This window comes from Pseudomonas sp. PB103 (genome assembly GCF_009764635.1).
Classification (GTDB): Bacteria; Pseudomonadota; Gammaproteobacteria; order Pseudomonadales; family Pseudomonadaceae; genus Aquipseudomonas.
Genome location: NZ_RWIL01000002.1, coordinates 1 through 18,806, shown reverse-complemented (window position 1 = coordinate 18,806; position 18,806 = coordinate 1). Strand labels below are relative to the sequence as shown.

Genomic DNA, 18,806 nt, shown 5'->3' with positions numbered 1-18,806 from the left:
GCATTCACCCTGTAGGAGCTGCCGCAGGCTGCGATCTTCTGATCCTGATCTTAAAAACAAGATCAAAAGATCGCAGCCTGCGGCAGCTCCTACAGCTGGGTGTACTTTTCTCTGGGCGAAAAAAAACCCGCCGAAGCGGGTTTTTCCCAAGACCATTATCGACTCCCTGTCGGCAGCGATCCTTGCATATGGTCGATCATCCGTGATCCTGAAACACTCCCTGTGTCTCAGTTGATGGGTGTAGATTACGTGTCGGATCCAATCAGCAATAGTCGACATAGCTACCATCGCGTGTAAGACATTCGCCATAGAAGACCTTCCGAAAACCCCTAGGCCTGTCAGGCATCGAGCATGGACGCCGCGATCTGCGCGACTTTCAGCTGCCCTGAGGCCTGTTCCAGGGCGTCATCCTCCAGAAACCACGCTGCAGACAAACCGGCGAACGCCAGCACCCATTGCAGCAGTCTTCGGCGATCGAGTCCGGCGGCTTCGCTGATCACTTCGAGTTGCCGGCGAAAACGCTGGGGATCAGTGGCAGTCGACAGGTCCGGATTGCAGATCAGGTTGGCGTAATCAAAACCGCGCTCGCCCCTGACCCGTTTCGGGTCGATGGCCAGCCAGCCGCACGCGCCGAAATCCAGTACGTTGTCGTGGTGCATATCACCATGCAGTACCACCACATCCTGCGGGTTGGCGAGCAAGTGTTCAGCGGTTTGCAGGCTCAGTGCATAGAGGCCGCCATGCTGCGCCGCCGCGCTGCGCAGGGAGGCAAACCAGGGGCTCAACTCAACCAGCGGCGGAGGCGGTGTTTCACGCTGTGCATGCAAGCGCGCCAGCGCTGCACACAAAATCCGGCTGGCCTCGTCGTCCTCGCCATTCAGCGCCATGTGCATCAGCGAACGCCGCCCCATGGCGCGCGCCATCAGCAAGCCATGCTCGTGATGCGCCAGCACCTGCGCGGCACCGTCGCCGTTCCACCAGGCCATCAACCGGTTGCCGTGCTGCTCGTCGATATCCATCGCCACTTTGAGCATCGCTGGGGTATCCCCCTGGCGTACCGGCAGCAGATGGCTGCCCGGCGTGATGATGGGTGCGCCGTCCGGCAGCAGTGACCAGCGTTTCAGCCAGGCTTCGAAAATATCAGCCACCGTCACGCTCACGGGCCTTGGCGCTCTCGGCGAGAAACTGTTCGAGCCGGTTCAGTTGCTCCTCCCAGCCTCGGCTGTCCATAAAATAAGCCTCTTTCTGGCGAACATCGGGGATATGCGCGAAGCCTGACTCGGACACCTTGAGCAGTGTGCCGCCTTCGTAATCCTGTAATTCGAACTTGACCAGCGTGGTCGGCTCTTTGGAATAGTCGATCTTCGGATTGACCGCATACGGATGCCAGCGAAACGAAAACAACTGCTGCGGCTCGACCCGCTCGATCAGCACATTCCACAGCACGTGTTCATAACCGGGATAGGTGACTTGCCCTTGCGTCCATTCGCCCGCAATGAATCGCCTGCCCTCCAGCGCCACGCCGAACCACTGGCCGAACGCCTCGGCATCGACCAATGCACGCCAGACATGCGAGCGCGGTGCCTTGAGCGTGATTTTGCGTTCGAAACTATTGGGTACTGGTTTCATACGTCACCTCCTGTTTTGAACACTAGGCCTGTATGACCACATGTCCAATGTGAAGTTGTATCAAACCGGTGCAAAAGAGAAACATCCGGCTGCATTTGCGCACCGCTGAATGAATGGATTCAGCCCCCGTTCAAGCAGCGAAACTGTTACCTTTTCCAGCGAAATCGAACCAGACAAGGACGACCCATGCTGCCCTCCCTCGCCGAACGTTATCGCGGCGCCCTGCTCGGCCTGGCCTGCGGTGACGCGGTCGGCACTACAGTAGAGTTCAAGCCGCGGGGATCATTCCAACCATTGACCGATATGGTCGGTGGCGGCCCGTTCCACCTCAAGCCAGGGCAATGGACCGATGACACCTCGATGGCGCTGTGCCTGGCGGAAAGCCTGCTGAGCAAAAACGGCTTCAATGCCGTCGATCAGATGGGCCGTTACCTCAACTGGTGGCAGTGGGGTTATCTGAGTTCGACCGGTGAGTGTTTCGACATCGGCATGACCGTCAGTCAGGCGCTCGCGCATTACCAGCAAACCGCAGAGCCCTTCGCCGGCTCGACCGACCCCTACAGCGCCGGCAACGGTTCGCTGATGCGCCTGGTGCCGGTGGTCTTGTACTACTTTCCCGACGCCCGGCAGATCCGCCAGTTCGCCGCCGACAGTTCGCGAACCACCCACGCCGCCCCTGAGGCCATCGAGTGCTGCCAATTGCTGGCCGGGCTGATCGCCAGAGCGCTTGAAGGCGCAACCAAGGCAGAGTTGCGCCAACTGCCCTCTGCGAATTTCTCACAACCCAAAGTCGCGGCCATTGCTCGCGGGGATTACCTCGGCAAGTCCGAAGCGGACATCAAAGGCAGCGGTTACAGCGTGCAGTCGCTGGAAGCGGCGCTGTGGTGCTTTCAGCAGACCGACAGTTTCGCCGCCGCAATCCTCTTGGCCGCCAATCTGGGCGATGACGCCGACACCACCGCCGCAATCACCGGTCAACTGGCTGGCGCTTATTACGGCGTCCGTGGTATCCCCGAGCACTGGCTGGACAGGTTGCATGACGGCGCCGAAATTGCGGCGACTGCAGATCGTCTGCTTGAGGCCTCCAGATTGCGCGTCCCTGAATAGCGGCGGCTGATTCGCTACACTGCCTGGCACTTCCTTTCGACATAGAGAGAATCCCCCATGTCCCCACGTTCGCTCCTGGCCCTGTCGCCACTGCTGTTCATGCCTTTCGCCCACGCTGCCGTCGACTGCGCCAACGCCAGCGATCAGGCGACGATGAACCAGTGCGCCGGGCAAGACTTCAAAGCAGCGGACAAGGAATTGAACACGCTGTATCAGCAGATCACCGGGCGCTTGAAGGACAACCCGGACGGCAAGAAGCTGCTGGTCAGTGCGCAGCGGGCGTGGGTCGGATTTCGTGATGCCGAGTGCAAGTTTTCATCGTCAACGGTGACGGGCGGGAGTGTGTATCCGTGGGTTTACAGCAGTTGCCTGACCGGGGTGACCAAGGTGCGGGTTGAGGCGCTGAAACAGTATTTGAAGTGTGAGGAAGGTGACATGAGTTGCCCGGTGCCCGGGGCCTGAGTTTTTCGCAGCCTTTCAGGGCCTCATCGCTGGCAAGCCAGCTCCCACAGGTATTTCAGTGATTCCAATTATTGTGTGAACCACCGAGCCCCTGTGGGACCTGGCTTGCCAGCGATGGCGTCAGCCCCGACACCGCGACTTACCGGACAAAAATCTGCGCCGTGGTGATCGCCATATCCCCCCCAGGCAACTTGATGCTCCCGACCTGTTTCATCGTCTCGGCATCAAAAATCGCCACGTCATTGAACGTCCCGGCCAGATAGATCTTGCTGCCGTCCTTGTTGAACGAAATGCAGTAGTAGGAATGTTCCAGCGTCGCCGCCTGGATCAGCTTTTTCTGCTTGATGTCGTACTTGGCCAAGCGGTTGAGCACCCCGAACATCAGATTCGGGTCCTTCGGTGAGCGCATGCCGCTGAAGTAGATTTCGGTCAACGGGCCGAAATCGGTGGTCTCGGTCTTGCCGGTTTTCAGGTCGATGCTGAACAGCCCGTACAGATACTCGGCGGTCGCCGGGTCCTGCTTCTTGTCCTTGAATTTTGCTGCGGTGTAGAGCAGCGAGAAGTCATGGCGATACGTCTGCTGGTTCCACACATACAGCACGTCCGGCGCGCTGTAGTTCGCGCGTTTCCAGTGACGACTGGGGATCAGCACATCGAACTTGCCGTTCTGCACATCGACCTTATACACATCGGCGCCAGCGACATAGAGCGTGCCGTCATCGCCACTTTGCATGATGGTCAATTGGCGCGGCGCCGGAAAACTGCGCACAGGCTTGGCGCTCATCCCGGCATCGGTCGCGTAGACATCCAGACGCGGCTGTTTCACCTCATAACGGTCGTTGAGCATCTGTGTCGGGTTAGCAATGGTGTACAGCTCCTTGCCATCATGGCTGATGGTAAACGCAAACATCGAGCGCGCCTTCTCTCCCGGTTGCTGGGTGATGCTGGCGTGGAACACCTGTTTGCAGCTGTCCAACTCGACACCGTAAACATCGGCGTAATGGTTGTTCAACACATACGCAGTCTTGCGATCCGGCGACAGCTGCACGGTGCCGGGGCCGAAGGCGTCGGGCATCTTGCAGGTCTTGTACAGGCTGTCAGTGGCCAGATCGAGAACATGCAGGTTGTTCGGGTAATTGGTGGTCACCATGTATTCGTGACCGTCTTGCAGCGCGGTGTTTTCATCGGCCAGAACACTGAACGAGCAGACGCTCAGCGCGGCGAACGCGGCCAGGCCGCAGGCTTTGGTGCTACGCATACTGGAATCCTTCTTCTTGTCCGGGGCGATCACTTGTCTTTCGGGAAGACCGTGCCGAGGTTGCGCCAGTTGTCGTTGGACGCCTGGGCATCCTTGTTCCAGTCCGGGTAGGTGCTCATCATGTCCGGCACCTGCGCCGGCCACCAGCACGGGTCGGAGCAACCATAGAGGTCTGCTTCCATCGGCTGGCACAGCGACGACACGCCGCCAAACGCATCGATTTCCCAACCCGGGTCAGTGGTCGATGCGCAGCCCGCCACCGAACTCATCGCCACCACTTCTTCGATGCGGTTTTGCGCCGCGGCCTGATCGAGCTTCAACGCTTTGTTATTGATTGCCTTGAGATGTTTCATATCAGTGAGCCTTGCGCGGAGTGATGTAGCTGCTGATAAACGCAGGGTTATTGGCCATGATCCGGGTGTAGACCTCGATGCCAAAGTCGACCCAGTCACGCATCAGTTCGCAGTAGTGATACGTCGGGTGAGTCGGGTCGCCGTAGCGTGCGTAACTCTCGTGGTAGCAACCGCCGGAGCAAAGGTTGCGGATCTGGCAATCCTCACAACCGGTGTTGGTGCGATCCAGACGCTGGGACAGAAAGTCGTTCAACTCGACCTGCTTCACGCCGCTGTGCACATTGCCGAAAGTCGGCAGCGTTGAGCCGGTAAAGCGGTGGCACAGGTTAAGTTCGCCCTTGTGATCGACCGCCAGCATCTTCAGCCCCGCCCCGCACGGCAGGGCCTTTTTGTGGCCTTCGTGGATGTCGGTGATCAACTGGTGCAGGTTGGAAAAGCCGATGTTGCGGTGCTCCAGCGCCGCTTCCAGATAACGTCGGCCGAGGCGTTTCATGCTGGCAAACACTTCGATCAGTTCGTCACTGCTGAGGTTGAAGCTGCTGATATCACCGGACGTGACCGGGGCAAAACCAACCTCGGCAAAACCCAGCTCGTTGAACAGGTGATCCCAAATGGTTTCGACGTCGGTGACGCCGGTGGTCAGCGTCACGCGCGCACCAACCGGACGGCTGTTGTAGCGCGACAAGAGCATCTCGGCCTTGCGCCGCACCACGTCGTAGGTGCCCTGCCCGCCCACGGTGATGCGGTTGCGGTCGTGCACGGTTTTCGGCCCGTCGATGCTCACCGACAAACCAAAACGGTGGGCGTTGAGGTAATCGACGGTGTCTTCGGTCAGCAGCGTTGCGTTGGTGGTCATGACGAATTCGACAAACTTGCCCGCCTCGCTGAAACGCTTCTCGCAATAGTCGACCATGTACTCGATCAGCTTGCGATTGCTCAGCGGTTCACCACCGAAAAACACCACGGTGAAACGCTCTTCATCCGGCGATTCACGCAGAAGCATTTCCACCGAAGCGATGGCGGTTTCGACGTCCATTTTCTTGCCGGCGGACGGTTTGTCGAGGTCTTCCTTATAGCAATAGGTGCAGCTCAGGTTGCAGCCGGTGTTGACGTTGAGCACCACGGTGTTGATCGCCGTGCGCTCGACGCGTTTGACCGCGATGTCCGGGGTCAGTGGCGAGCCATCGCTGACCAGTTCCAGCGAGATCAGCTCGCGCAGGGTCTCATTGATTTCCTCACCATTGAAACGTGCGGCGAGGCGCTCGATCAGGTCTTCCGAAGAACAGCCGGGGCCGCGCAACGTGTCGATGATGGTGCCGGTCAGTTCATCGCTGGCAAACAGCGAACTGCTGGGTATGTGGAACAGCATGCGGTCAGCGTCGACGTGTACTTCGTGCAGATTACGTTCGACCAGATTCAAGATAGCGCCCATTGCAAACCTCCTGTGCAGGCCCCGCTTGGCGAGGCTTGCGGTCATTCCAAAAAGTGTCTGAAGCGTGTCCGTTCAAGGCAACTCAAGGAATGGGTGGGTTGTTCCAGCGTTGCACGGTGACGATCAGATGGCCTTCGCCGGTGAGGGATTTCCCCGCATCGTCGACGGCGGCGATGACCTTGAGGTTGCCGGCATTGTTGGTGGACATTTTGCGCGCTGGATTCGGCCCGGCATCGCCCGGTGTGAACACACCCGCGTCGGCCTGCATGGTGCCGGCGAACTTGACGTCTTCGTCCTCTTTGGCACGGTCGTCGAAGGCTTCGACCTTCCACTGCGCCGGGAACACGCCGATGCGATACGGCTTGCCATCGGCGCCCTTGCCCCAGGCTTCGGCGTCGAAACGGCCGTGGACTTTCGGCGTCGAACCACCGCCCTCGCCGATGCGCGCCACGGAGAATTCCGGCACCACTTTGACCGAGGCAATCTTGCTGTAGACCGACAAGCTCGGGCCTTTCAACGCACCAATGGTGACGGCGCGCAGACCGGGTTTGGCATTGGCAGCGGCTTTGACTTTGACCTTGATGCGCTCAGCGTTTTGCTCGAGCACCTCGACCACTTCAACGCCTTTGCCGAAGTTCGGCTTACCGCTCAGACCGCTGCCGATCAGCGTTACTTCGGTTTCGCTGCCGGCCTTCACGTAACCCGGCTGCACGGCGAGTAACCGCTGCGAGCCTTGTTTGGCGGCGACGAAGTCGAGACCGCGTTCATCGTGCTCGGCGTCGAACATGCGCCCCTGCATGGCATTGCCTTGGGCGGCGAACACCTGGCGCATGGTTACGCCGTCGACGGTGACATTGCCGCGCCATTCGTAGCCGCTGTAGAGGATCGCGCTGCCGTCGCCATTGAAGGCGCTGCCATCGGCATATTGGCCTTTGACGCCGACTTTGAAGGTGTCGTTGCCATCGGCGGTCACGCTCATCACACCGGCCAGTTCACCCTTACCCGGCAGGTGACCGCTGAAGCTCCAGTCCCCCACCAACGCTTGGGCTTTCGGCGCGGTTTTCAGCCACTTCTGCCATGCCGGGTTGTCCAGCGGATAACGCTTGGCCAGCAGCGGCACCATCTCTTTGCGGGCGATATCGAACCAGTCGCGATCACGCGCCAGCGCCTGATATTCCAGCGACGGCCATTGGCCGAGATGGAAGTTGACCAAACGTTCCCACTCCTGCGCCGGACGCCGTTGCAACGCAACCCGCGCGCCGGAGTGGCAGCGGCCGCACATCTGGCTGGTTTTCTCATCGAACTGCTCGACCGTGTTCAACCGGCGTTCCAGCGCATAACGCACACCATCGGTTTCACTTGGTGCCAGGCCTTGGGTGTCAGCCAGGTATTTGACCAGGGTGCGGCGGTCGTCATCGCTGATCTGCAGACCGTGCATGGTCTGCATGCGGGCGATACTCATCAGCCAGCCTTCCGGAGTTTTGCGCTGGTGGCTGATGCGGCTCAGGGCGCTGTCGGCCTCAGGCGTGTGACAGCCCTGACAGGTCTCTTTAAGGATGGTCTGGGCATCGCGGGCAGCCAGGCTGTGCGGCGAATGCAGGGCCACGCAAGCGGCCACGGCCAGCAGGCTGGCGCTCATGCCTGATCGGAGTCTTCTCTTCATCAACGTCGAACCTCGCGCGGTGCTTTCTTATTGTTGTGGCTTATCGTTTTTATGGTTTCTGCCGTCGGCGCTGGTACGCAGGCGGAGGCAAGAGAAACGTCTGCGATGAGCAATACACGGAGCGTGCCAGCTTGCCGATAAGCTTTTAAATCAAATCGTTACGCGCTCCTCACTACCCTTTACCGTCCTTGACACAAGGCGCGGGCGTCCAATTTCGCGACAACTGTTGCAGTCTGAGACAAGCATAGGTGGCGACACTTATGCATGCTTTCTGACACATTCAGTAACGTCTAATGTCGCGCAATGACTTAAGACGGGGTGCGGGTCGCCGATAAATGGCTTACAACCAACGATCAGGGAATGACGACATGGCAATCTCTTTTAACTCTGCCTTTATCCAGCCATCAGCCGCGGAGCTTAAAAAAACCGCGCAAACGTTGACGACGAAGTCGCTCAGCGAAGACCTGCAAAAAACCTCGGTCAACCTCAATCCGGCGGCGGTTTACCATCCCAGCGATGACGCCCAGGCAGTCAGCCCGATCCTGGAAGCCGTCAATGTCTTTATCGGCCGCTCCCAGGCCGCTGACTTCCCGCAAATCGCCGAGCAGCACAGAAACGCTTTTGAATCGCTGAAAATGGCGTTCGAGGAATTCAAGTCAGCCTTGAGCGATACCTTTCCGGACCTGGCCAACAAAAAATTCGGCTTTACCGTTGAAGCCGATGGCAGCCTCAAGGCACTGAACCCCGACAGTGAACTGAGCGCTTCGGACATGGATCAACTGAACGCACTGCTCAATGCCTCAGGCGCATTGAAAACCGCGGCGAACAGTTACCGCGACACATCCATCGAACTGGTTGCGGCCGATGCCGGCTGGGGCGGCAGCCACCTGGGCAAGTACAACCTGACCAAAGAAAACTTCGCCAACACCATTGATCTGGCAGCCCTGTTTATACCCAAGGGCAACGCGCCAAGCGCTGAAGCCATCGACGGGCTGTTCTCTCATCAGTTGTGGCGTAAAGGTGAACTGGGAACACCGGCATCGAATGCCCTGATCGTCGCCGCCCGCGAGGCCGCCTTCAACGCTAAAAGAATCGATGAAAAGGTCTGATTGTCGATAGCACAACATTCGAACATGCTCCGGTCGCGTCATTCGGCCGGGGCTAGACACCCGTCGCTGACGTCTCATTCTACGTCGCGATTTGCGACAAAGCCGCAGCGTTCACCCGCCCGGGGTTGCGTGCAACACCCGTCAACACGGGGCCGAAAGGCCTTGTCGGGCAGTTGGCACAGCCATTGCGAAAGTCTCGTTCTCACGAACAACAAGAGGCTTTGCCATGTCCCTCCCGTATCTGCTCCCCGCCACCTCTGAATTTATTCAGCGCGCCCCGCGCATGCTGATTGGTGGCGATTGGGTCGAGGCCGCTGATGGCCAGACCATGCCCCTGCACAATCCGGCCACCGGCGAAGTGTTGTGCGTGGTGCCGCGCGCCACGCCGGACGATGTCGACCGCGCGGTGCTCGCCGCACGTCAGGCCTTCGATGATTCCGCCTGGAGCCGCACCCGCCCGCGCGAGCGGCAGAACCTGTTGTGGAAACTCGCCGACCTGATGCAGCGCGACGCCGAACTGCTCGCGCAACTGGAATGTCTGAACAACGGCAAAAGTGCAGCGGTGGCGCAATTGATGGACGTGCAACTGGCCATCGATTTTCTGCGTTACATGGCCGGTTGGGCGACCAAGATCGAAGGTTCCAGCGTTGAGGTGTCGCTACCGCTGATGCCCGATGATCAGTTCCACAGCTTCATCCGCCGTGAAGCGGTCGGTGTGGTCGGCGCCATCGTTGCCTGGAACTTCCCGCTACTGCTGGCGTGCTGGAAACTCGGCCCGGCGCTGGCCACCGGCTGCACCGTAGTGCTCAAACCGGCGGATGAAACGCCGCTGACCGCACTGAAACTGGCCGAACTGGTGCTTGAAGCAGGCTACCCCGAGGGCGTGTTCAATGTGGTCACCGGCACGGGGATCACCGCTGGTTCGGCGTTGACGCACAACCCTTTGGTCGACAAATTGACCTTCACCGGCTCCACTGCTGTCGGCAAGCAGATCGGCAAGATCGCCATGGATTCGATGACCCGCGTGACTCTCGAGCTGGGCGGCAAATCGCCGACCATCGTCATGGCCGACGCCGACCTGAAAACCGCCGCAGCCGGTGCCGCCAGCGCGATTTTCTTCAATCAGGGCCAGGTCTGCTGCGCCGGTTCCAGGTTGTATGTGCAGCGCAGGCATTTCGACAATGTCGTCGCCGATATCAGCGACATCGCCAACGCCATGAAGCTGGGCAACGGCCTTGATCCGAGCGTGGAAATGGGCCCGCTGATTTCCGCGCGTCAGCAGGAACGCGTCTACAACTACATCGAAATGGGTCGCGAAAGTGGCGCGACCATCGCCTGCGGTGGCGAGCAGTTCGGGCCTGGCTTTTTTGTCAAACCGACGGTGATCGTCGATGTCGATCAAAAGCATTCACTGGTGCAGGAAGAGATTTTTGGCCCGGTGCTGGTGGCGATTCCGTTTGACGACGAGGCCGATGCGTTGCGCATGGCCAATGACAGTCCGTACGGCTTGGGCGCGAGTATCTGGTCGAATGATCTGGCGGCGGTGCACCGAATGATTCCGCGAATCAAATCGGGGTCGGTGTGGGTCAATTGCCACAGCGCGCTGGACCCGGCGCTGCCGTTTGGCGGGTACAAGATGTCCGGGGTTGGCCGGGAAATGGGGTATGCGGCGATTGAGCATTACACCGAGCTGAAGTCGGTGTTGATCAAGTTGTAAGGCGGCGCCATCAAGGGCCTCATCGCGGGCAAGCCCGCTCCCACAGGTTTATCGGCGTTCGCAGAATTTATGCAGCACGCGGAGACTGTGGGAGCGGCTTGCCCGCGATGAGGCCAGTCCTCACGCAGAAAATCTCAAGGCCTGAAACCCTGAGCCAGCAACCATCCCCTGATCACCCGCCCCTGCTCTTCACTCAAGCCCGCCAACACCTTATCCGCCGACTCCGTCCGCAACCGGCTCACCAGCGGCGCCACCTCTACCCCCTGCACCTGCCAGATGCCCAATGGCTGATCCGCCGTAATCACCACCTCGGTCTCATCAACAAAGCCGTCACGCAACACCGGCATCCGCTCAATCCGCAACGTCGAAAAATCTGCCTCGGCATGCGCAACTTCAGCATCCGGCCACTGCCGCCGCGCCTGCCAGAACGGCTGCTCGGTCCAGCGCTGTTCATCAGCGTAAAAATCCCTACCGATGCGTGCAAAACGCAAAAACATCTGCTCGACCCGCTGCTGATGAAAGCGTTGCGCCAGCGCCACGCGCTCGGGTTTACTCAGCAGCGTGTTGATGACCACCGGCGCCTGCAGTGCCGAGGACAACGACTGGAAAATCCCGTTGCCCGACAGCGGGTCCACCGCCATCGCCGCATCGCCGACACGAATCCAATTGTCGCCGCACAACTGCGCCGCCAGAATCGCAGTGCTGCTACGGGCATGGAGTTGCAGGTCGGTTTCAACGCAGTCGCGAAAAAACGCCTGCGCAAACTCAGAGGCCTGCCGATGTTGCCGGCAGTAATCCAGCAACTGCGCCTTACCCGGCAAATCAGCACTGGCCACGTCTATCGTCCATTGCCAATAACACTGCCCATCGGCCCGGCGCGCCATCCACGCCCAACCATCCTCAAGACTTTCCACCGCGCTGGCGGTGATACCCGGCGCGCCTTGCCAGCGATTGAGCAGGCTGACCGTCTCCGGCCCCCGCAGACCTTTGCCAATGGCCGGCGCCTGCCGCCCACGTGCCTCCACAAGGAAATCCGCGTACAACGTTTTGCCGCCATCGAGTTCGATCCGATGCCCACTCGCCGAGGACTGCACACTCAACACGCGCGCTTCGCTCAGCTCAGCCCCGGCCTCGCGCAAAGCCTCACGCAAACCGCGATCAAACGTCGGGCGATCCAATAGAAATTCGATGTTCTGTGCATGCTGCTGACCGTTCCAGCTCACCTGCCGCTGCGAAGGCAATACTGCCTGCGCCAGCGCTGGGTGCAGGCCGGCACTTCGCAGGGCTTCCAGCACGCGTTGCGAAACGCCTTCCAACGCAGCAAAGCGCCGCCACTCACTGATCATCGTGACGGCATAACCCAGCCGCCGCAGCCCCAAAGCCACCGCAGCCCCCGCCGGGCCTGCGCCTAGAATGACAATGGCAGTCATGGTTCAAGCCGCCGTTCAGGCCCGCGATAACGGGCGTTCAGTCGCAACCATTCGACGATCTCAAAATTACTTGCCTGAGGATGCTCCAGCAAAAACCCGGCAATGTGCCCGCTCAATGCCGCACAACCGAGACTGGCCCCGGACTGCCCCGGATAGGTGCCATGCACACACGCGGCGAAATCCGCCTGAGCACTGTCGAGCCATGACCATTGTTCTTCCGTGCAACGCGCATCCCCGGTCACCCGCAACACTTGCGGGTAATTTGCCGGAAACACCGCCGCGCCCTGCGCAGGACTTGACGCACATAGCAGAACACCACGCGCAACCGCCGCCGCGCACGCTTCGCGCAACAGGCTGCGATCCTGGCGCAGACCGAGGCTCAAGTTGATCAAGCGAACGTCTTGCGTCAGCAGCCAGTCAATCGCCGCGGCGATCTGCAAGGCACTGGTCACGCCGCGCTGATCAAACACCTGCGCCAGGCAAATCTGCGCCGCTGGCGCACGACGGCTGATCGCTTCAATTACGGCGCTGCCATGGCCAAGTGGGTCGTCACGCAAAGCGCTTTGCGCCAGACCATCCTCGAGCAACGAGAACCGCTGCCCGGCCACCACCTGCACGCGCTGCGCTGCCGAATGCCCACTGTCGACCACGCCGATGCGCAACTCAGGCTTCATGCAGCACCGTTTTCGAAGTCAGTACGCCATCAAGCAATTCAAAGCGCAGGTCCGCATCGGCCAGCGTCGATGGTCGGTGGCTGATGAGGATCCGGGTGCGCCCGGCGAACAATCGGTCGATCGCTTCAATGACTTCTCGCTCGGTGGCCTCATCGACCGCCGAAGTGGCTTCGTCGAGCACCAGGATCAAAGGATCCTGCAGTAGCGCCCGGGCAATCGCGATGCGCTGTTTTTGCCCACCGGACAACTGTTGACCGCGCTCGCCCAACGGACTGTCGAGGCCTTCGGGTAGTGAGGCGATCAGGCTGCCGAGTTGCGCCAGCCGTGCCACTTCGGCAATCGCCTCTCGGCTGGCATCGGGCACGGCGTAGGCGAGGTTATCGGCGAGGCTGCCACGAAACAGCACGATGTCCTGGCTGACCACCGCAATGCGCCGGCGCAGCTCGAACAGGTCCAGTTCGCGCAGGTCGACCTCACCGAGCAGCACCCGACCCGACTGCGGATCGTGATGCCGTTGCAGCAGATCGATCAGGGTTGATTTGCCGACCCCGGAGCCGCCGCTCAGGGCGACTTTCAAGCCATAGGGAATCGTCGCTTCGATGCCACTCAAGGTGCTCGGCCGCCCCGGATGGCTAAAATGCACATCGTCGAAGCGCAACTCGCCTGAGGCCGGCAACGGTTGCGGCGAAACCGGCGAGCGCACCGTCGGCTCTTCGCCGCGCAATTCCATCACCCGACCGAGGCTGACGGTCATTCGTTGAATCGCCACGTACAGGCCCAGCAAGCTCTGCACCGGCCCGACCGCCATGCCCAGATAGGTGGAAAACGCGATCAGCGCGCCGAGTTGCCAAGTGCCCTGCACCACCCAGTAACCGCCGATCAAAAACGCGCAGGCACGCGACAACGACGTCAGCGTGCCCGGCACTGCCTGGGTAAAAAACTCGGTGACTTGCAAACGCAGCAATTGATTCATGTAGCCCCGCCCGAGGTTCTCCAGACGCCGCGCCTCGCGCTGCTGCTGGCCCGCCGACTGAATGAACTTCATCACCGGCAAGGTCTCGACCATGAACGAGGACATGTCCGCCGAACGCTCGCGCAACTGCCGCACATCGCGTTCGACCTTGCGCCGCATCCAACGCAGCCACAACACGTCGAGAGGGATCAGCACCAGCGCCAGCAGCGAGAGTTTCCATGACAGAGTGAACAGCATGGCAATCGCCACCACCAGCCCGATCACACTGGAGACGGCGGAGAACAGCGAGTCCACGGCGAAGCGCTGAATCTCCGCCACGTCGCCATCCAGGCGCGACATGAGGTCGCCGATGCGCCGCTGCCCATAGAAGCTCGGCGACAGTGTTTGCAGGTGTCGATAGAGATCATCACGCAGGGCAAACAGAATCCGCCCGGACAACCGCGTGTGCAGATAACGGTTAATGCCCGACAACGCCGTGCCGAGCAACCCGGCGGTGATCATCAGCACCGCGATCGTCACCAGCATCGGAAAGTTGCGCGCCAGCAGACCATCATCGATCAGCAGTTTGACTAGCCATGGCTGCACCAGCACCAACAACGAGGCGCACACCGACAGCCCGAGCAAACCGGCGATCGCCAGACGTTGCGGACGGACGAAACCGTACAGCCAGCGCAACGCCGCTTGCAGCGCTGCCGGGTCACGGCTGTCGATCAGCCTTACGATCAGGCGCTGCATCACGAGCGCAACTGTTTGAGTTTGCGATACAGCGTCGCGCGGCTGATGCCCAGGGCGTCGGCAGCGGCCGAGACGTTGCCCTGATGCGTGTCGAGTGACTGGCGGATCATCTCCAGTTCGTTCTCGCGAATCCTCCCGGCAGCCGGTTTTTCGCTGGCGCTCAGTTCATCGAGCATGCTGTCGGGCAGGTGATCGAGGGTCAGCACGGTTTCACCGGGGTCGCGCATGGCCAGTGCTGTGCGCAGGACCATTTCCAGTTGACGGATGTTGCCCGGCCAGTGATAACCGGCGAGCAAGCGGTCGAGATCGTCGTGCAGTTTTACATCTGGCGCGTCGAGTTTGCTCAGTAAACGGCTGACCAGTGCGGCGAAATCATCACGCTCGCGCAGGGCCGGAAGCATCACGCTGATGCCGTTGACGCGGTAGAACAGGTCTTCGCGAAACTGCTTTTCGGCAACCAGAATTTTCAGGTCGCGGTGGGTGGCGCAGATCAGCGCAACGTCGATGTCCTGCTCTTCACCGGCTCCCAGCGGCGCCACTTTGCGATCCTGCAACACGCGCAACAGTCGCGCCTGCAACGCCAGCGGCATGTCGCCAATCTCGTCGAGAAACAACGTGCCACCGTGGGCCTGTTGCAGTCGACCGATCATGCCGCCGCGCCGCGAACCGGTGAACGCGCCTTCGCGGTAGCCGAACAGTTCCGACTCGATCAGGCCTTCGGGAATCGCGGCGCAATTTACCGCAACAAAGGGCTTGTCGCAGCGGCTGCCGACCATGTGCAGGGCGCGGGCGATGACTTCCTTGCCGGTACCGGTTTCGCCCAGCAGCAACACCGGCAGCTCGTTGGCCAGGCCTTGGCGCGCCATGCGCAAGGCGCGGGCGTAGCGGGCATTGCTGCCCGCCAGCGCTTCAAGATCCGGCGGAGGTTTGACGGCTTTCGCCACGCTGCGCGGTGGCCCACCAACATTGACCGAGCGCGCCGGCGCACGCAGGGTTTTGTAGAAAAACTCACCTTTGGCGGTTTGCAGACTGCCGACTCCGCCCTGCTGCAATCGGCTGAGCAGTTGCACCCCGTCGACACCGAGAAACTCTTCACAGCGACGCCCGATCAGCGCCGAACGTTCGGCCCGCAGCAACTGACAGGCTTGCGCGCTGACCGCGAGAATCTGCCCGCCGAGACTGACCGCGAGCAAGCCTTGCCACGGCGATTCCAAGTACTGCCGGCGACCGTGAAACGCCAACACAATCTGATCCGGGAAGCTGTTGTTGAACACCCGACTTTCGATCTGGCTGACTGCCAGGCTCAACAGCGCGGTGCTGTCGTGAACGCGGCCAAGCGGGCCTTCGCGGGTCAGATCGAGGACACCGAGAATCTCGCCTTGCGGGCAATGGATCGGCACCGAGGTGCAGGAAAAATCCGTCAGGCGATCAAGATAGTGTTCGCCGCAATCAATCAGCGTCGGTCGCGCTTCGACCAGCGCCGTGCCAAGGGCATTGGTGCCACGCGCCGCTTCGCTCCAACAGGCGCCGAGAGTGATGTCTTGCAGACCGCTGCCCTTGAGCCGGTCGGCCCGGCCTTCGACGGCGAGGATGGTCGCATCGGCGTTGGCGAGGATGATCAGGCCTTCCTTGCCCTGACGCTCGGCGAGGTAGTCGATGGCGGGAATGGCGGCGTCGATCAGCAGGCGATTGCTCGCCAGCAACACGTCGAGGCTGGCACTGGATTCCAGCGTCAGCTCGTGTTTGCCGTTGAAGTGCACGCCGTGGCCGAGGCTGCGCCGCCACGAAGCGTCGATCTCTGCACGCAACACGCCGTCGGGCACCTGACCGTCCAGATGCAATTTTTCCCGAGCGAGGCGGGCTTCGTGGTGAGACTTGGGATCGGTTGTTTTTATAAGAGTCATCAAGCGCTCCGCAGCGGTCCGCTTCGCGCTTTTAGTATTTCAGCGCCCTGACGGCAATCTTTACGTTAACGTCAGGGCGATGGCAAGCACCGTAGGGCGCCTGGGGTTCCGGCAGGTGGATCGCGTCATCGTTCATCGCTGGCAAGCTCACTCTTCCAGAAATGACGGTTAAACGTGCGGGTCACCCGGCGCTTTGGTCGGCGCTGCGTATTGCGGCTTGAGATGGCCGTCCTGATCGAGTAGCCAGGCGTCCATGATCTGCCGCACCACCGGACCTGCCACACGGCCACCGGCCTCGCCGTTTTCGATCATCACCGAAATCGCGATCTTCGGATGCTCGGCCGGTGCGAAACCAACGAACAAGGCGTTGTCGCGGTGGCGCTCGAGGGTTTTCTCGCGGTTGTAACGCTCGCCCTGCTTGATCGCCACCACCTGCGCCGTACCGCTCTTGCCGGCGATGCGGTACTGCGCGCCCGCCGCTGCCGCCCGGGCAATGCCGCGTGCGTCGTGCATCACCATCTGCATACCGTGATTGACCTGCTCCCAGTCACGCGGATCCTTGAGCAGGATGTTCGGCATTGGATGCTCGTCGACCGGGGCGACGCCGTCGACAGTCTTGGCCAGGTGCGGACGGTTCCATACGCCTTTGTTGGCGATCAGCGCGGTGGCCTGGGCCAGTTGCAGTGGCGTGACCTGCATGTAGCCCTGGCCGATGCCGAGGATGACGGTTTCGCCCGGGAACCATGCCTGGCGGCGGGTGGCGCGTTTCCATGCCTGCGACGGCATCAGGCCCGCCGACTCTTCGAACATGTCCAGCGAGACTTTCTCGCCGAGCCCGAACATGGCCATGTAGTCGTGCAGGCGATCGATGCCGAGCTTGTGGGCCAAGTCGTAGAAATAGGTGTCGTTGGAACGCATGATCGCCGCGTCCATATCCACCCAGCCGTCGCCGCTGTGGTTCCAGTTACGGTATTTGTGATCGAAGTCCGGGAGTTGGTAGTAACCCGGATCGAAGACGCGGGTCTGCGGGGTGACGACACCCGCATCGAGGCCGGCAATCGCCACTTCCGGCTTGATCGTCGAGCCCGGCGCATATAGGCCACGCAGCACGCGGTTGAACAGCGGTCGGTCGATGGAGTCACGCAGCGCCGAGTACTCCTTGGAGCTGATGCCGGTCACGAACAGGTTCGGGTCGAAGCTGGGGTTGCTGACCATGGCCAGTACTTCGCCGGTGGAGGGGTCGAGCGCTACCACCGAGCCACGACGGTCACCCAGGGCGGCCTCGGCGGCTTCTTGCAGTTTGACGTCGAGACTCAGAACAATGTTTTGCCCTGGCACCGGATCGGTGTGCTTGAGCACGCGCAAGACGCGGCCCTGAGCGTTGGTCTCGACCTCTTCGTATCCAACGTGGCCGTGTAACTGCGCTTCATAGAAGCGTTCGATACCGGTTTTGCCGATGGATTGCGTGCCGCGGTATTCCACCGAGTCGAGGGTCTTGGATTCTTTTTCGTTGATCCGGCCGACATAACCGATCGAATGCGCGAAATGGGCGCCAAGCGGATAGTGACGGACGAACTGCGGCTCGACGTCGAGGCCTGGCAAGCGAAACTCGTTGACCGCCAATACGGCGATCTGCTCTTCCGTCAGTTCATAAAACAACGTCACCGGCGTGAACGGATGACGGGATTGCTTCATGGCCTTGTCGAACACCGAACGATCTTCAGCAGGCAGGTGCAGCAGATTGATGACCTCGTCCAGCTCCTGATTGACGTCGGTCGCACGCTCACGGGTGATAGTCAGGTTGTAACTGGGACGGTTATCAGCGAGCAATACGCCGTTACGGTCGTAGATCAGGCCGCGTGTCGGGGTAATCGGCAGGACGTGGACGCGGTTGTTTTCAGAGATAGTGGAGTGGTAATCGAATTCCACCACTTGCAGGATGTACAGGCGCACAACCAGCGCGCAGCTGATGGCGAAGACGAACAAGGCGCAGGCGATCAATCGTTTGTTGACCAGGCGCGTCTCTTTTTCGTGATCCTTGATCGGGATAGGTTCAGGCATTTCTACAGCAACTCTTTGACATAAATGAGTGCCGATCCGTGGGCATGACATCAGTCCGTTAAAAAACGAGCTGCACCATACCAAAAACTGCCCGGTCACTTCAGAACGATTTTCCCCAATGGCAATGCTTGCGACGGCTGGGGTAGTTCGGTGGTCGCTGAAACTTTTCTTACGGGCAAAACAAAACCCCAACTGCTTTCGCAATTGGGGTTTCGGAATTTAATCTTGACGATGACCTACTCTCACATGGGGAAACCCCACACTACCATCGGCGATGCATCGTTTCACTGCTGAGTTCG

At 60.4% G+C, this 18,806-nt stretch carries 15 protein-coding genes; 4 read left to right on the top strand and 11 right to left on the bottom strand.

All coding sequences use genetic code 11. The features are described from left to right. Positions 1-338: 338 nt before the first annotated feature. Together EJA70_RS00150 and EJA70_RS00145 are read right to left on the bottom strand one after the other, a co-directional pair. Positions 339-1,139, bottom strand: a complete 801-nt coding sequence (locus tag EJA70_RS00150) for an aminoglycoside phosphotransferase family protein (RefSeq protein WP_371924486.1) — start codon at positions 1,137-1,139, stop codon at positions 339-341. Between the two features lies 1 nt (position 1,140). Then, positions 1,141-1,629: an SRPBCC family protein gene (locus tag EJA70_RS00145; RefSeq protein WP_158828802.1), complete on the bottom strand. Its 489-nt coding sequence runs from the start codon at positions 1,627-1,629 to the stop codon at positions 1,141-1,143. Between the two features lie 186 nt (positions 1,630-1,815). Between EJA70_RS00145 and EJA70_RS00140 the strand changes: the two genes are divergently transcribed. Further along, the gene (locus EJA70_RS00140; protein ID WP_158828800.1) at positions 1,816-2,736 is read left to right on the top strand and encodes an ADP-ribosylglycohydrolase family protein; all 921 of its coding nucleotides are present in this window, start codon (positions 1,816-1,818) and stop codon (positions 2,734-2,736) included. Between the two features lie 57 nt (positions 2,737-2,793). After that, positions 2,794-3,198 carry a lysozyme inhibitor LprI family protein gene (locus EJA70_RS00135; RefSeq protein ID WP_158828798.1) on the top strand — a complete coding sequence of 135 codons (405 nt, stop codon included), beginning with the start codon at positions 2,794-2,796 and terminating at the stop codon, positions 3,196-3,198. Between the two features lie 139 nt (positions 3,199-3,337). On the opposite strand, the gene peaD is transcribed toward EJA70_RS00135, so the two are convergent. The 4 genes from peaD to peaA form a co-directional block, all read right to left on the bottom strand. Then, positions 3,338-4,456: a quinohemoprotein amine dehydrogenase subunit beta gene (gene peaD, locus EJA70_RS00130; RefSeq protein ID WP_158828796.1), complete on the bottom strand. Its 1,119-nt coding sequence runs from the start codon at positions 4,454-4,456 to the stop codon at positions 3,338-3,340. A 29-nt stretch (positions 4,457-4,485) separates the two neighbouring features. Beyond that, positions 4,486-4,809, bottom strand: coding sequence for a quinohemoprotein amine dehydrogenase subunit gamma (gene qhpC / locus EJA70_RS00125; RefSeq protein ID WP_158828794.1), 324 nt, complete (start codon positions 4,807-4,809; stop codon positions 4,486-4,488). 1 nt (position 4,810) lies between these two features. Next, entirely contained in the window at positions 4,811-6,241 is a 1,431-nt protein-coding gene (gene peaB / locus EJA70_RS00120; RefSeq protein ID WP_158828792.1) for a quinohemoprotein amine dehydrogenase maturation protein, read from the bottom strand. Between the two features lie 82 nt (positions 6,242-6,323). After that, entirely contained in the window at positions 6,324-7,904 is a 1,581-nt protein-coding gene (peaA, locus tag EJA70_RS00115; protein WP_158828790.1) for a quinohemoprotein amine dehydrogenase subunit alpha, read from the bottom strand. Positions 7,905-8,272: 368 nt separating this feature from the next. Between peaA and EJA70_RS00110 the strand changes: the two genes are divergently transcribed. Both EJA70_RS00110 and EJA70_RS00105 read left to right on the top strand, forming a co-directional pair. Then, positions 8,273-9,013, top strand: coding sequence for a hypothetical protein (locus EJA70_RS00110; RefSeq protein ID WP_158828788.1), 741 nt, complete (start codon positions 8,273-8,275; stop codon positions 9,011-9,013). A 226-nt stretch (positions 9,014-9,239) separates the two neighbouring features. After that, positions 9,240-10,730 (top strand): aldehyde dehydrogenase, encoded by a 1,491-nt coding sequence (locus tag EJA70_RS00105; protein ID WP_158828786.1) that lies wholly within the window; start codon positions 9,240-9,242, stop codon positions 10,728-10,730. Positions 10,731-10,864: 134 nt separating this feature from the next. On the opposite strand, the gene EJA70_RS00100 is transcribed toward EJA70_RS00105, so the two are convergent. From EJA70_RS00100 to mrdA, 5 genes are all read right to left on the bottom strand, one after another. After that, the gene (locus tag EJA70_RS00100) at positions 10,865-12,160 is read right to left on the bottom strand and encodes a tryptophan 7-halogenase (protein ID WP_158828784.1); all 1,296 of its coding nucleotides are present in this window, start codon (positions 12,158-12,160) and stop codon (positions 10,865-10,867) included. After that, on the bottom strand, positions 12,157-12,834 hold the full coding sequence (locus EJA70_RS00095) for a S8 family serine peptidase (protein ID WP_158828782.1): 678 nt from the start codon (positions 12,832-12,834) through the stop codon (positions 12,157-12,159). The genes EJA70_RS00100 and EJA70_RS00095 overlap by 4 nt, the downstream gene beginning before the upstream one ends. After that, entirely contained in the window at positions 12,824-14,542 is a 1,719-nt protein-coding gene (locus EJA70_RS00090) for an ABC transporter ATP-binding protein (RefSeq protein ID WP_158828780.1), read from the bottom strand. The genes EJA70_RS00095 and EJA70_RS00090 overlap by 11 nt, the downstream gene beginning before the upstream one ends. After that, positions 14,542-16,446 (bottom strand): sigma-54-dependent Fis family transcriptional regulator, encoded by a 1,905-nt coding sequence (locus EJA70_RS00085; RefSeq protein WP_158828778.1) that lies wholly within the window; start codon positions 16,444-16,446, stop codon positions 14,542-14,544. The genes EJA70_RS00090 and EJA70_RS00085 overlap by 1 nt, the downstream gene beginning before the upstream one ends. Before the next feature lie 168 nt (positions 16,447-16,614). Beyond that, entirely contained in the window at positions 16,615-18,507 is a 1,893-nt protein-coding gene (gene mrdA, locus EJA70_RS00080; protein ID WP_008085945.1) for a penicillin-binding protein 2, read from the bottom strand. Between the last annotated feature and the right edge of the window lie 299 nt (positions 18,508-18,806).